The organism is Serratia sp. NCCP-200, from assembly GCF_059697885.1.
The window spans coordinates 188,217-201,941 of sequence record NZ_BAAKUJ010000004.1 but is presented as its reverse complement, the minus strand read 5'-3'; the positions used below and the strand labels follow the sequence as shown (position 1 = coordinate 201,941).

Annotated in this window: 11 protein-coding genes and 1 riboswitch; of the genes, 7 read left to right on the top strand and 4 right to left on the bottom strand. The window is 57.2% G+C overall.

Annotation, left to right across the window (positions count from 1 at the left end; genetic code table 11):
- Positions 1-14: 14 nt before the first annotated feature.
- Positions 15-1,154, top strand: a complete 1,140-nt coding sequence (gene lldD / locus AC6HVW_RS15365; RefSeq protein WP_166733417.1) for an FMN-dependent L-lactate dehydrogenase LldD — start codon at positions 15-17, stop codon at positions 1,152-1,154.
- Positions 1,155-1,182: 28 nt separating this feature from the next.
- Here lldD and AC6HVW_RS15360 read toward each other — a convergent pair whose 3' ends face one another.
- Together AC6HVW_RS15360 and AC6HVW_RS15355 are read right to left on the bottom strand one after the other, a co-directional pair.
- Positions 1,183-2,418 carry a multifunctional CCA addition/repair protein gene (locus AC6HVW_RS15360; RefSeq protein WP_497569522.1) on the bottom strand — a complete coding sequence of 412 codons (1,236 nt, stop codon included), beginning with the start codon at positions 2,416-2,418 and terminating at the stop codon, positions 1,183-1,185.
- Positions 2,419-2,526: 108 nt separating this feature from the next.
- Positions 2,527-3,144 (bottom strand): TIGR04211 family SH3 domain-containing protein, encoded by a 618-nt coding sequence (locus AC6HVW_RS15355; protein ID WP_021179496.1) that lies wholly within the window; start codon positions 3,142-3,144, stop codon positions 2,527-2,529.
- 278 nt (positions 3,145-3,422) lie between these two features.
- Here AC6HVW_RS15355 and AC6HVW_RS15350 point away from each other — a divergent pair, with 278 nt between their 5' ends.
- From AC6HVW_RS15350 to yjeH, 4 genes are all read left to right on the top strand, one after another.
- Positions 3,423-4,730 carry a CYTH domain-containing protein gene (locus AC6HVW_RS15350; RefSeq protein WP_021806872.1) on the top strand — a complete coding sequence of 436 codons (1,308 nt, stop codon included), beginning with the start codon at positions 3,423-3,425 and terminating at the stop codon, positions 4,728-4,730.
- Positions 4,731-4,777: 47 nt separating this feature from the next.
- Complete coding sequence (gene glnE, locus AC6HVW_RS15345) at positions 4,778-7,615, top strand: bifunctional [glutamate--ammonia ligase]-adenylyl-L-tyrosine phosphorylase/[glutamate--ammonia-ligase] adenylyltransferase (protein WP_071682108.1); 2,838 nt, start codon at positions 4,778-4,780, stop codon at positions 7,613-7,615.
- A 114-nt stretch (positions 7,616-7,729) separates the two neighbouring features.
- Positions 7,730-9,160: a bifunctional D-glycero-beta-D-manno-heptose-7-phosphate kinase/D-glycero-beta-D-manno-heptose 1-phosphate adenylyltransferase HldE gene (gene hldE, locus AC6HVW_RS15340; RefSeq protein ID WP_071682107.1), complete on the top strand. Its 1,431-nt coding sequence runs from the start codon at positions 7,730-7,732 to the stop codon at positions 9,158-9,160.
- A 69-nt stretch (positions 9,161-9,229) separates the two neighbouring features.
- Positions 9,230-10,483: an L-methionine/branched-chain amino acid transporter gene (yjeH, locus tag AC6HVW_RS15335; RefSeq protein WP_059201850.1), complete on the top strand. Its 1,254-nt coding sequence runs from the start codon at positions 9,230-9,232 to the stop codon at positions 10,481-10,483.
- Between the two features lie 30 nt (positions 10,484-10,513).
- Here yjeH and ubiK read toward each other — a convergent pair whose 3' ends face one another.
- Positions 10,514-10,789 carry a ubiquinone biosynthesis accessory factor UbiK gene (gene ubiK, locus AC6HVW_RS15330; RefSeq protein WP_021806869.1) on the bottom strand — a complete coding sequence of 92 codons (276 nt, stop codon included), beginning with the start codon at positions 10,787-10,789 and terminating at the stop codon, positions 10,514-10,516.
- Positions 10,790-10,936: 147 nt separating this feature from the next.
- Positions 10,937-11,098: riboswitch (FMN riboswitch) on the top strand.
- Between the two features lie 111 nt (positions 11,099-11,209).
- On the opposite strand from ubiK, the gene ribB reads away from it, so the two are divergent.
- Positions 11,210-11,863: a 3,4-dihydroxy-2-butanone-4-phosphate synthase gene (gene ribB / locus AC6HVW_RS15325; RefSeq protein ID WP_021179502.1), complete on the top strand. Its 654-nt coding sequence runs from the start codon at positions 11,210-11,212 to the stop codon at positions 11,861-11,863.
- A gap of 58 nt (positions 11,864-11,921) precedes the next feature.
- Here the strand turns inward: ribB and zupT are convergent, their stop codons facing one another.
- A complete protein-coding gene (gene zupT / locus AC6HVW_RS15320; RefSeq protein ID WP_021806868.1) occupies positions 11,922-12,689 on the bottom strand; it encodes a zinc transporter ZupT in 768 nt (255 codons plus the stop codon).
- A gap of 208 nt (positions 12,690-12,897) precedes the next feature.
- Here zupT and ygiD point away from each other — a divergent pair, with 208 nt between their 5' ends.
- The gene (gene ygiD, locus AC6HVW_RS15315; protein ID WP_071682106.1) at positions 12,898-13,680 is read left to right on the top strand and encodes a 4,5-DOPA-extradiol-dioxygenase; all 783 of its coding nucleotides are present in this window, start codon (positions 12,898-12,900) and stop codon (positions 13,678-13,680) included.
- The last annotated feature ends 45 nt before the right edge of the window (positions 13,681-13,725 follow it).

Genomic DNA, 13,725 nt, shown 5'->3' with positions numbered 1-13,725 from the left:
AGGGAGATCGTTTGATGATTATCTCAGCAGCCACGGATTATCGCGCTGCGGCACAACGTAAACTGCCGCCGTTTTTGTTTCACTACATTGATGGCGGCGCTTATGCCGAGCACACTTTACGGCGTAACGTGGAAGATCTGGCTCAGGTCGCATTGAGGCAGCGTGTTCTTAAGAACATGTCGGCGCTTAGCCTGGAAACCAAACTGTTTAACGAAACTTTGGCCATGCCTGTCGTCCTTGGCCCGGTAGGGTTATGTGGCATGTATGCCCGCCGTGGTGAGGTGCAGGCTGCAAAGGCTGCAGAACAACAAGGCATTCCGTTTACGCTTTCGACCGTATCGGTGTGCCCAATCGAAGAGGTGGCGCCGGCCATCAAGCGGCCCATGTGGTTCCAGCTGTATGTGTTGAAGGATCGTGGGTTCATGCGTAATGCCTTGGAGCGGGCTAAAGCTGCAGGCTGTACCACTTTGGTCTTCACCGTGGATATGCCGACACCAGGCGCCCGTTACCGCGATGCACATTCGGCAATGAGTGGCCCCTATGCCGCCCAGCGGCGCTATTGGCAAGCCGTTACCCATCCTGCCTGGGCGTGGGATGTTGGCTTGAATGGGCGTCCGCACGATCTGGGCAATATTTCCGCTTACCTCGGAAAGCCCACCGGATTAGCAGATTATATCGGGTGGCTGGGGGCCAACTTTGACCCTTCGATTTCATGGAGTGATTTGGAATGGATCCGTGATTTCTGGCAGGGGCCGATGGTGATAAAGGGCATTCTCGATGCCGACGATGCACGTGATGCCGTGCGTTTTGGTGCTGACGGGATTGTGGTTTCCAACCACGGTGGTCGCCAACTGGATGGGGTGCTCTCTTCTGCTCGTGCGCTACCGAAGATTGCCGACGCGGTGAAAGGGGATATCACCATCCTGGCAGACAGTGGGATACGCAGCGGATTAGACGTGGTGCGCATGATCGCGCTCGGGGCGGACAGTGTGTTGCTTGGGCGCGCCTATCTCTATGCGCTGGCGACAGCAGGCCAGGCTGGGGTGGAAAACCTGCTCGCATTGATCAAAAAAGAGATGTGCGTAGCGATGACGCTCACGGGGGCGAAAAGTATCGCTGAAATCAGCCGTGACTCGTTGGTGCTGGAGGGGTAGGTAGGGGCGCATGCCGCGCCCGTTTTACCTAAGGCTGAGGTTCTTGCTGTTTCTTCCAGTCCGCCAACGCCTGCTGACGGCGGCGTTTGACCTCGTCGCGGATCGCCAGCCCTTGCAGGCCACTTTCCACCACCTCTTTGACCGAAACCGCGTTGGCAACCTGATAGGCCTGGCGCAGGTAATCGCCCTGCGGATAAGGGTTGTTTTCAAAACCGGTGCGTCCGCGAGCATCGGCTTCGCTGGTGAGGATCATCTGCTCCAGCCGCTGCGGTTTACGCCATACATCGATGGCATCAAACAGTTTTAACAGCGTTTCTGGCCGCAGTTTATTGACCGTGTGGATCAGGTCGTGGTACTCCGCCACCAGCTTCGCCAGCTCACGTACCGGATTAGGCACTCGCAGCCGTTGGCAAAGCTTCTCAACCAGCCTGACGCCTGCAGGGCCATGGCCATAGTGGTGTGGCCAGAGTTCTTGCGGCGTGATGCCTTTCCCGAGATCGTGGCACAGCGCCGCGAAGCGGATATCTACCTCGGGGCTGAGCTGGGTGGCAATCGCCAGCGTCATCAGCGTGTGTACGCCAGTATCAATTTCCGGGTGCCATTTCTCTGGGGCTGGCACGCCAAACAGGGCGTCGATTTCCGGGAACAGCACTTTCAACGCTCCGCAGTCGCGAAGCACCTGGAAATACACCTGCGGGCTCTGGCTCTGTAATGCCTTCTCGGTCTCTTTCCACACGCGCTCCGCCGTCAGGGAGGCCAGTTCACCGCTTTCGGCCATCTGCTGCATCAGCGCGGTGGTTTCAGGGGCAACGGTAAAACCCAGGGAGGCAAAGCGGGCGGCAAAACGCGCCACGCGTAACACTCGCAGCGGATCTTCGCCAAAAGCGTCGGAGACATGGCGTAACAGGCGGGCGTCGAGATCGGCCTTGCCGTTATAGGGGTCAACCAATACTCCATCATCACCCCGCGCCATGGCGTTGATGGTGAGATCGCGCCGCAGCAGATCCTCTTCCAGCGTCACGTCCGGGGCGGCGTAGCAGGTAAATCCGGTGTAACCCTGGCCGGATTTACGTTCGGTGCGGGCCAGCGCATACTCCTCATGAGTTTGCGGGTTGAGGAATACCGGGAAGTCTTTACCTACCTGCTGATAGCCAAGAGCCAGCAGATCGGCAGGCGTTGCGCCGACCACCACCCAGTCGTGATCCACTACCGGTAAGTTAAGCAGGGTGTCACGGACGGCACCGCCGACCAGGTAAATTTTCACGGTTCAACTCCTATCAATAGCTCGTTTGATCAGATTACATCAATTGGGCAGCGGATGCGTCAGGCAATAAAAAAGCGCCCGAAGGCGCTTAAACTGGCGGAACAGCAATCAGTTCATCCAGCGGTTATTCTTGCGGCGTGGGATCAGGTGCGGCAACAGCAGGCCGAGCAGCAAACCAACGCCGGCAACGCCGCCGCCGTACATGAACCATTGCAGAATAATGGTGCGCTGTTTGTCATCAAGTTGCAGATTCACCGCGTTCACCTTCTTCTGCGCCACAACCAGCTGATTTTTCAGATCCTGGTTTTCCTGCTGCAGGCCGCTGATGGTGCTATCGCTAGCGGCCACTTTCTGCTGCATTTCGGCGGTGCGCTGGTTCCAGCTATTATCAATATTGGCCAGCTTGTCGGTCAGGGTTTTCACCTGCTGTTCTAGCTCTGGCACCTGGGTGCGCAGGCTTGGCGTCTGGCTCAGCTGATCCAGCGGGATCCAGACGCTGCGTCCTTTGGAATCGCGGATCTGGCCGTAGCTGGTGCTGTCATTGACGCTCAACAGCGTGACTTCTTCACCGGCATTCAAGGTGCCGACGATACGGTATTGGTTACCTGGGCCGCTATGGACATAAGTATTTAATTCATCGGAGATATAGCGTTTATCTTCGGCGTGTGCGCCCCAAGTGATGCTAAAACTCAGCACGGCAAGGCAAATCAGGCGTAATTTCTGCATTATGTCATCGTTTCTGCGTGGATTTATGGAACGATAGTAGAGCGTTCAGTCTGACGGCGCAACGCCAAAACCGGAATGGGAACTATCTTACTATGCTAAATCCCGTCAGTTGCGCAGCATTCTATAACGTAACAGGTTTTTTCTGCAGTTGGCAGAGTCAAGTCAGGGGGAATCGCGGTAAGATACTCTCACTGTGCGTCGTCGGGCTGAGTGCGGCCGGCAGACTCCGCCGCCGTGAAGACTCACGCGAATGCCTAACCTATTGGTGTAAAAGAACTATGAGCGTTGAAATAGAACTGAAGTTTATTGTTTCCCCCGCAGCGATTGCCAGCCTACCGGAGCGGATTGCCGCCTGGCCCAATCAGCATTCTGCGCCGCAGAAGCTGACCAATATCTACTATGAAACCGCCGACAACTTCCTGCGCAACCATGATATGGGCCTGCGTATTCGCGGTTTTGACGATAGCTATGAAATGACCATCAAAACCGCCGGTTCGGTGGTGGGTGGGCTGCACCAGCGGCCGGAATATAATGTCGCCATTGCCAAACCCGCTCTGGCGCTGAAAAAATTCCCGGCGGATATCTGGCCGGAGGGCTGCAAGCTGGCCCCGTTGCAAAAGGCGTTGCAGCCGCTGTTCCGCACCGACTTTGTGCGTGAAAAGTGGGTGGTCACTTACGGCGCAAGCGAGATCGAGATTGGGCTCGACCAGGGTGAAGTCCGCGCGGGTGAACTGGCTGAACCGTTATGCGAGCTGGAGCTGGAGCTGAAAAGCGGTGAGACTGCTGATTTGCTGGCATTGGCCACTGCATTGGCGGAACAGGGTGGTTTACGCCAGGGCAGCCTCAGCAAAGCGGCTCGGGGCTATCATCTGGCGCAGGGCAATGCCGAACGTGAGTTACGCCCGTTAAGCGTGCTGAAGCCTGCACCTAAGTCCACAGTAGAACAAGGCATGGTAGCCGCTTTCGAGCTGGCGCTGAGCCATTGGCAGTATCACGAAGAGCTGTGGCTGCGTGGCGACAAGCAGGCACGCCGTGCGGTAATGGAAGCCATCGGTCTGATCCGCCAGGCGCTGGTGATCTTTGGCGGCTTGGTTCCGCGCAAGGCAAGCACCGATCTGCGCGCTCGGCTGACGGCTTTAGAGCCTTTGCTGGTGGATAAAACCACCCAGCCGCAGGAGCTGTGCTACGGCACGGAGTATCTGCAATGTAAGTTGGCACTCACATCGTGGTTGATCACCGGCGCATGGCGGCCGTTTATCGATGCCAAATCGCAGGCTAAGCTGGATGGTTCATTCAAGCGTTTTAGCGATATCATGCTGGGCCGTAGCGCCGCAGAGCTGAAAGAAGCCTTTACACGCACCCTGAATGAAGATGAATATCAAGAGCAACTGCCACGCCTGACGCGCCAGGTGCTGGCGTTTATCCTGCTTTCTGGTGCCTATCCGGATAGCGAAACCGGGCCGTATATCGACAGCTGGCGCGAACTGCAATCAGCCATTGCCGAGCGTCGTCAGGGTTGGTACGAAGCCAGCCGCAAACAGGCATTATCCCATGCGCCATTCTGGTTAAACGGCGCGGTTCGTTAACTCCAGCGGGCCTGCCGGGCTGCAGGCCACAGAACGGGTCATTCACTATGTTGCCACTCTCTGCTGCGTTACAGCTTCAGGCACAGAACATCGTGCAGCGATTTCAGGAAACTCAGGGCGCGGAGTTGAAACTCAGCGCCGCAGAACAAAGCGTTCTGGCGTCGAGTGATTTTGTCAGCGACATGTTGCTCGGCCATCCTGAATGGTTGGTAACGTTACGCCAGCAGCCGCCGGTGGCCGATGAGTGGCAGCACTATGCCGCCTGGTTGCAGGATGAGCTTGAAGAGGTGCAGGACGAAGCGCAGCTTATGCGCGTGCTCCGTCTGTTTCGCCGTGAGAGCCTGGTGCGTATTGCCTGGGCGCAGGCTCAGCAGCTATGCACCACGCAAGAAACGCTACAACAGCTGAGTGCTCTGGCAGAAACGCTGATCGTCAGCGCTCGTGACTGGCTCTATCAAACCTGTTGCCGCGAGTGGGGCACGCCTTGCAATGCCGATGGCGTGCCGCAACCTTTGCTGATCCTGGGGATGGGCAAACTCGGCGGTGGCGAACTGAATTTCTCCTCTGATATTGATCTGATCTTTGCCTATCCGGAAAACGGCCACACCCAAGGTGGGCGGCGTGAGCTGGATAACGCCCAATTCTTTACCCGCCTGGGGCAACGGCTGATCAAAGCGTTGGATCAGCAAACCATCGACGGCTTTGTCTACCGCGTCGATATGCGTCTGCGGCCCTTTGGCGATAGCGGCCCGCTGGTGATGAGCTTTGCCGCGCTGGAAGATTATTACCAGGAGCAGGGGCGCGATTGGGAACGCTACGCGATGGTCAAGGCGCGCCTGATGGGGGGGCATGAAGATGCCTATAGCCAGGAGCTGCGTAAGACATTGCGGCCATTCGTGTTCCGTCGCTATATCGATTTCAGCGTGATCCAGTCGCTGCGTAATATGAAGGGCATGATTGCCCGCGAAGTGCGGCGGCGGGGGCTGAAGGACAACATCAAGCTGGGTGCCGGTGGCATCCGCGAAATCGAATTTATCACCCAGGTCTTCCAACTGATCCGTGGTGGGCGTGAGCCCAGTTTGCAGGGGCGATCACTGCTGCCGACGTTGCAGGCGGTGGGTGAACTGGGGTTGTTGACCGCGCAGCAGGTCGCAGAGCTGAGTGACGGCTATCTGTTCCTGCGGCGGCTGGAGAATCTGTTGCAGGCGATTGCCGACCAGCAGACCCAGACCCTGCCGCAGGACGAGCTGGATCAGGCGCGACTGGCCTGGGGAATGGATCAGCCAGACTGGCCGTCGTTGATGATGGTGCTGGACGAGCACATGCGCCAGGTCCGTACGGTATTTGATGACCTGATCGGCGACGATAGCCCAGACGTAGGCGAAGATCCCAACTACCAGCATTACCACAGCCTGTGGCAGGATGCGTTGGATGAGAGCGAGCTAGAGCCACTGACGCCCCATCTGGACGAAGAGGCGCGGCGGCAGATGCTGCGTTCCATCGCCGACTTCCGCCACGACGTGGACAAACGCACCATTGGCCCGCGTGGCCGTGACGTGCTGGATCAACTGATGCCACGCTTGCTGGCCGAAGTGTGTTCGCGCGTGGACGCGGCCACGGCTCTGACGCGCCTGACCCAGCTGTTGCTAAGCATCGTGACCCGCACCACCTACCTCGAGCTGCTGGTGGAATACCATGCCGCTCTCAGCCACCTGATCCGCCTTTGTGCCGCATCCCCGATGGTGGCCAGCCAACTGGCGCGTTACCCACTGTTGCTCGACGAGCTGTTGGATCCGGCCACGCTGTACCAACCGGTGGCCCCGGATGCCTATCGTAGCGAACTGCGCCAATACCGCCTGCGGGTGCCGGAAGACGATGAAGAACAGCAGTTGGAAGCGTTGCGGCAGTTCAAGCAGGCACAACACTTGCGCATTGCCGCTGCGGATATCGCCGAGGTGCTGCCGGTGATGAAAGTGAGCGATCACTTAACCTATCTGGCCGAGGCGATCATTGATGCGGTGGTGCAGCAGGCGTGGAAAGACATGGTCGCGCGCTACGGTCAACCAACCCATCTGCATGAGCGGGAGGGGTTAGGGTTCGCGGTGATCGGCTACGGTAAGCTGGGAGGCTGGGAACTGGGCTATAGCTCGGATCTAGATCTGGTGTTCCTGCTGGATTGTCCACCAGACGTCATGACGGATGGCGATCGCTGCATCGATGGCCGTCAGTTCTATCTGCGCCTGGCGCAGCGGGTGATGCATTTGTTCAGCACCCGCACCTCTTCCGGCATTCTCTATGAGGTGGATGCCCGTCTGCGTCCTTCCGGAGCTGCCGGGATGCTGGTCAGCACCGTCGAAGCCTTTGCCGATTATCAGCGTAACGAAGCCTGGACCTGGGAGCATCAGGCTCTGGTGCGGGCGCGCATCGTGTATGGCGATCCGGCGCTGCATCAGCAGTTCGATGCGATCCGCCGCGAAATTTTGTGCAAACCGCGTGAAGTGAACAAGCTGCAGCAGGAGGTGCGTGAAATGCGCGAGAAAATGCGCAACCATCTGGGCAGCAAACAGCGCGATCTGTTTGATATCAAAGCGGACGAAGGCGGGATCACCGATATCGAATTTATTGCCCAATACCTGGTCTTAGGTTATGCCGCGGGTGAACCGCGCCTGACGCGTTGGTCGGATAACGTGCGTATCTTTGAGCTGATGGCTAATTACGACATCATGCCGGAAGACGAGGCCCAGGCGTTGACCCAGGCTTATGTCACCATGCGTGATGAGATCCACCATCTGGCGTTACAGGAACACTCCAGCAAAGTCAGCAGCGAGCTGTTTGCTGCCGAGCGTGAGCAGGTGCGCGCCAGTTGGAGCAAATGGCTGGGCTGAGGGAGACGTATTGTTTGCCTAAGCATTGAGCTGGTAGGCAGTTTTTACGGGTATTGCGGGCTATTATGCTAATATCTGCCGAATTTATTTTTATGACTTGTTTGGAGTTATCGGATGAAAGTTACACTACCTGATTTTCGCCGCGCCGGTGTGTTGGTGGTTGGTGACGTCATGTTGGATCGCTATTGGTATGGGCCGACCAGCCGTATTTCACCGGAAGCGCCGGTGCCGGTGGTCAAGGTTGAAACCATCGAAGAGCGTCCCGGTGGTGCGGCTAACGTTGCGATGAACATCGCCTCGTTAGGGGCCAATTCGCGCCTGGTGGGTCTGACGGGGATCGACGACGCGGCGCGTGCGCTGAGCGCCAAGCTCAACGAAGTTAACGTGCGCTGTGACTTTGTCTCGGTCCCTACGCACCCAACTATCACCAAGCTGCGCGTACTTTCCCGTAACCAACAGCTGATCCGCCTGGACTTCGAGGAAGGTTTCTCCAACGTCGATCCGCAGCCGATCATGGAGCGTATCCAGCAGGTATTGCCGCAGATTGGCGCACTGGTACTGTCGGATTACGCCAAGGGCGCGCTGAGCAAGGTGCAAGGCATGATCGCATTGGCGCGTGCGGCGAAGGTTCCGGTACTGATCGACCCGAAAGGCACCGATTTTGAACGTTACCGTGGCGCTACGCTGCTGACCCCAAACCTGTCCGAATTTGAAGCCGTGGTCGGTCATTGTCAAAGTGAAGAAGAGCTGGTGACGCGTGGGATGAAGCTGGTGGCGGACTTTGAACTGTCTGCACTGCTGATCACCCGTTCCGAGCAGGGGATGACGTTGCTGCAACCGGGCCGTGAGCCGTTGCATCTGCCAACCCAGGCGCAGGAAGTGTTCGACGTGACCGGTGCCGGTGATACGGTGATCGGTGTGCTGGCCACCGCCCTGGCGGCGGGTAATACTCTGGAAGAGTCCTGCTTCTTGGCTAACGCCGCCGCCGGTGTGGTGGTGGGTAAGTTGGGCACCTCGACCGTCTCGCCAGTCGAGCTGGAAAACGCCATTCGTGGCCGCGCCGAAACCGGCTTTGGTGTAATGACAGAAGCCGAGCTGAAAAAAGCGGTAGCGCAGGCGCGCCAACGCGGCGAGAAAGTGGTGATGACCAACGGCATCTTCGACATTCTGCACGCAGGCCATGTCTCGTACCTGGCGAATGCGCGCAAATTGGGCGATCGCCTGATCGTGGCGGTGAACAGCGATGCGTCAACCAAACGCCTGAAAGGGGAAACCCGCCCGGTTAACCTGTTGGAAAACCGAATGGTGGTGTTGGGCGCGCTGGGAGCCGTGGATTGGGTAGTGCCGTTTGAAGAGGATACGCCGCAACGCCTGATCGCCGAAGTTCTGCCGGATCTACTGGTGAAGGGCGGTGACTACCAGCCGCATGAGATTGCTGGCAGTGCTGAAGTCTGGGCCAACGGTGGCGATGTGCGGGTACTGAACTTTGAAGATGGGTTATCCACCACCAACATCATCAAGGCCATCAAGGATGGGCGCGGTTAATATTTTTTGACTGTAGGGGCGCTGAGCACTGCGCCCGAAAAAGACGACGGGTAAACAGGGTGGTTTGCAGTGAGTGGACTAAAGCAGGAGCTGAGTTTAGCGCAGGGCGTTGGGCTATTGTCCACTTCACTGTTGGGTACCGGGGTCTTTGCCGTTCCGGCATTGGCGGCGCAGGTGGCGGGTGGCGACAGCCTGTGGGCCTGGCCAATACTGATTGTGCTGGTATTCCCGATCGCCATCGCTTTTGCGGCGTTGGGCCGCCATTTCCCCAGCGCCGGTGGTGCCGCGCATTTTGTCGGCCTGGCTTTTGGGCCACGCATGGCAAAGGTAACCGCTTGGCTGTTCCTCTCTGTGATCCCCGTTGGGTTGCCTGCCGCATTACAAATCGCCGCAGGATTCTGGCAGGCCACCTTTGGTTGGGATGCCAACGGCCTGTTGCTGGTGCAAATTGTCACGCTAGTGGTGATTTGGCTGCTTGGCACACGCAGCGCCGGTTCCAGTGCCAATATTCAGACCTTGATTGCCCTTCTGGTGATAGCTCTGGTGGGGGCTATCTGGTGGCAAGGCGGCATTACCCCATCCCAAATCCCATGGCCTGCGGTCAGCGATATTTCTCCTCCTAATATGTTCCACGCGTTGGCGGTGATGTTCTGGTGCTTTGTCGGGCTGGAGGCTTTTGCTCATCTGGCGACCGAGTTTCGCCATCCAGAGCGGGACTTTCCACGTGCGTTAATGCTCGGGCTGTTGGTGGCGGGGGCGGTCTATTGGGGCTGTACCGTAGCGGTGCTGCACTTCCATGCTTACGGCGAACATCAGGCGGCGGCCGCTTCGTTGCCGGGGATCGTGGTGCAACTGTTTGGCGAGCATGCGCTGTGGATTGCCTGCATCATCGGCTATCTGGCCTGTTTTGCCAGCGTGAATATCTACACCCAGAGCTTTGCCCGCCTGGTCTGGTCACAGGCCCAGGAAAAGCCTGCTAGCGGCTTAGCCAAACTCTCTGCGGGTCAGGTGCCGGTCAATGCATTGAGCGCAGTGGTAGGTTGCTGCCTGCTGTTCACTTTGCTGATCTATACCCTGAAGCTGCCGCTGGATACGTTGCTGGTGTATGCCAATGGCATTTTCGTGCTGATTTATCTGCTGTGTATGTTGGCGGGTTGGCGGATCTTGCAGGGGCGTTCGCGGCTGATGGCGATCGTCGGATCCGCTTTGTGCTTGTTGTTACTAGTGATTATCGGCTGGAAAAGCCTGTATGCGCTGGCGATGTTGGTGCTGATTTGGCTGGTGCTGCCGCGTAAAACGCCGGCGGTGGTCTCCAAGCAATAAGGGCGCATTGATGCGCCCCTTACAATAAACTTATTCGTCTGCTGGCTTGGCTACCGGTGCGGTATCCAGCTTGCCTTCCAATTCAGTCAAGCGCTGTTCCAGCAATGCCAGCTTCTCGCGGGTGCGCAGCAGGACTTGAGTCTGCACGTCAAATTCTTCGCGGTTAACCAGATCCAGACGGGTCAACTGCGCTTGCAGTACCTGGCGGATTTTTTTCTCAACGTCTTCCCCGAATTCACGTACGCCTTTAGGCATCGACTCTTGGACCTGGCGTGCGATCTGTTCAATTTTTTTCGGGTCAATCATGGCGTTTCCCTTTCTGATATTTGGTGGCAGATGCCTAGTGTAATGCGAGTTGCTCGCCGGATAAACCATTACCGTGTTTGCTGCGCGATCCCTCATTACGCGACCGGATGGCTTGAAACGCTAAAGCGATGGGGTTATAGTCGAGATGCTTATTCTCAGGGCGGGGTGCAAGTCCCCACCGGCGGTAAATCACCATTCACGGTGAAAGCCCGCGAGCGCTCAGCCTATCTCTCAGGAGTGGGTTAGAGGTCAGCAGATCCGGTGTAATTCCGGGGCCGACGGTTATAGTCCGGATGGGAGAGAGTAACGACACCTGTCGGGCGTATGCCCCGCTTGCGTTATTTTTTTGGCTATTGGCATAGCCACTCCTCAAGATCGCCCTGGTTCTGGTAATCCATAATTTTAATGAGGTTTTTTACCATGAATCAGACTCTACTTTCAGATTTCGGCACGCCGGAAGAACGCGTTGAACGCGCTCTAGATGCACTGCGCAACGGGCGCGGTGTAATGGTGCTTGATGATGAAAACCGTGAAAACGAAGGTGACATGATCTTCGCCGCAGAAACCATGACCGTTGAACAGATGGCGCTGACCATTCGCCACGGTAGCGGCATTGTTTGCCTGTGTATCACTGAAGATCGTCGCCAGCAGCTTGAGCTGCCGATGATGGTCACCAACAACTCCAGCCAGTTCCAGACCGCCTTTACCGTGACGATTGAAGCGGCGCAGGGCGTGACCACTGGCGTATCGGCTAGCGATCGCCTGACGACCATCCGTGCGGCCATTGCAGACGGTGCCAAGCCGAGCGATTTGAACCGCCCAGGCCACGTGTTCCCGCTGCGTGCTCAGCCTGGTGGCGTATTGAACCGCCGTGGCCACACTGAAGCGACCATCGATCTGGTCTCAATGGCCGGTTTCAAACCCGCTGGCGTGCTGTGCGAGCTGACTAACGATGACGGCAGCATGGCGCATGCGCCAGAAGTGATCACCTTTGCCAAGCAGCATGACATGGTGGTGCTGACTATCGAAGATCTGGTGGCCTATCGCCAGTCGCACGAAAAGAAAGCCAGCTGAGTCGCTGACTGAAATGAAAAAGCCGCTGATGAAGCGGCTTTTTTGTGCTTAAAATTCTTTATCCGATGCCGCCGCTTTGCAACAGCGTCAGGCTAAATCCCATCACCGCCATGCCGCACAGCACGCCATAGCTTGGATTATTATGTGGATCGATCTCTTTGGCCAACGGCATTAATTCATCTACCGACAGCGCCACCATAATCCCGGCCACCGCAGCCATAATCGACGCCATCACCACCGGTGAAACCATCGGGCCGAGCACCAGGAAGGCCAGAACGCCCCCCAGAATTTCTGCCATGCCGGAAATACCAGACCACAGCAGCGCCTTGGTTTTGGAGCCGGTTGCCGCATACACCGGCCCGGCGACCGCCAATCCTTCTGGAATATTGTGGATGGCGACCGCGAGCGCAATGCCCATCCCCAGTTCCAGATCGGCGCTGGCGGTGACAAAGGTAGCAATCCCTTCCGGGAAGTTGTGCAGGCTGATGCCGAGCGTCAGCAGCATGGCGGTGCGTTTCAGGTTATGGGGCTTGATGGGCTTTTGCACCAGATCTTGCGGATGCTGGTGTGGCAGCATGCGATCCAGCGCAAAGTAACCTAACAGCCCGAGCATAAACATGCCGTAGCCAAGCATGGGCGACATGCCGACGGTGTGCAACGCAGCGGGCAGCATTTCCATCAATGAAATTAACAGCATAATCCCTGCGGCAAAGCCGAGCGCAAACGCCAGCAGGCGGTTGGAGGGCTTCTGGCCAATAATGCCGAGCAGGGCACCGACAAAGGTTGCGCCCCCGGCTAACAAGGTCAGGATCAGCGGTACAGACATGCATTCTCCTTGTATACTAATGAAAATATACCCATTTCCGATACTAACAGAGCCAAAGCATAAATCGAGTGGATTTGGCTGATGGTTTCAATCGCTCCAGCCATTCAAATTTCTTGAAGATCACCATCAGGGTTATCCGGCTGCCTTGGTAGGACAAACAGCGTAATGTAGTCAGCAGAACGATTTTCACGCTAACCAAGGATTTTTTATGACCACCTCTCGTATGCCTGCACTCTTTCTTGGCCACGGAAGCCCGATGAACGTGCTGGAAGATAACCGCTATACCCAGGCCTGGCGTGCGTTAGGTGAGCAATTGCCACGGCCAAAGGCGATCGTTGCTGTGTCTGCCCACTGGTACACTCGTGGGACGGCAGTAACGGCGATGGAACATCCAAAAACCATTCACGACTTTGGTGGCTTCCCGCAGGCGCTGTTTGATACGCAGTACCCGGCACCGGGTTCACCGGAGCTGGCGGCAGAGCTGCAAAGCCTGTTGGCCCCGGCGCAGGTGATGGCCGATACCAGTGAGTGGGGGTTGGATCACGGTAGCTGGGGCGTGCTGATCAAGATGTATCCGCAAGCCGATATCCCGGTGGTGCAGCTGAGCATCGATGGGACTCAGCCAGCGGAATACCATTTTGAGCTGGGCCGTAAGCTGGCGGCGCTGCGAGAGCGGGGGATCATGATCGTGGCCAGCGGCAACGTAGTGCATAACCTGCGCATGGTGAAATGGCAGGGTGACACCAGCCCGTATCCTTGGGCGGAGTCATTCAACCAGTACGTACGTGATAACCTGGACTATCAGGGCGAACATCACCCGCTGGTGAATTTTATGCAGCATGAAGGCGCAGCGTTGTCGAATCCGACGCCAGAGCATTACCTGCCGTTGCTGTATGTATTGGGCGGCTGGGATGGTAAAGAGCCGATTTCGGTGCCAATCGATGGGATTGAAATGGCCGCGCTGAGCATGCTTTCGGTGCAGGTTGGTTGAATAAAAAAGGCGCGAAAAATTCGCGCCTTTACGATCGAATAGGTT

Excerpts from the sequence above, each read along its gene's own strand:
- lldD (WP_166733417.1), top strand. The coding sequence starts at position 15 with ATGATTATCTCAGCAGCCACGGATTATCGCGCTGCGGCACAACGTAAA.
- AC6HVW_RS15355 (WP_021179496.1), bottom strand. The coding sequence starts at position 3,144 with ATGCAGAAATTACGCCTGATTTGCCTTGCCGTGCTGAGTTTTAGCATC.
- AC6HVW_RS15350 (WP_021806872.1), top strand. The coding sequence starts at position 3,423 with ATGAGCGTTGAAATAGAACTGAAGTTTATTGTTTCCCCCGCAGCGATT.
- glnE (WP_071682108.1), top strand. The coding sequence starts at position 4,778 with ATGTTGCCACTCTCTGCTGCGTTACAGCTTCAGGCACAGAACATCGTG.
- hldE (WP_071682107.1), top strand. The coding sequence starts at position 7,730 with ATGAAAGTTACACTACCTGATTTTCGCCGCGCCGGTGTGTTGGTGGTT.
- ubiK (WP_021806869.1), bottom strand. The coding sequence starts at position 10,789 with ATGATTGACCCGAAAAAAATTGAACAGATCGCACGCCAGGTCCAAGAG.
- ribB (WP_021179502.1), top strand. The coding sequence starts at position 11,210 with ATGAATCAGACTCTACTTTCAGATTTCGGCACGCCGGAAGAACGCGTT.
- zupT (WP_021806868.1), bottom strand. The coding sequence starts at position 12,689 with ATGTCTGTACCGCTGATCCTGACCTTGTTAGCCGGGGGCGCAACCTTT.
- ygiD (WP_071682106.1), top strand. The coding sequence starts at position 12,898 with ATGACCACCTCTCGTATGCCTGCACTCTTTCTTGGCCACGGAAGCCCG.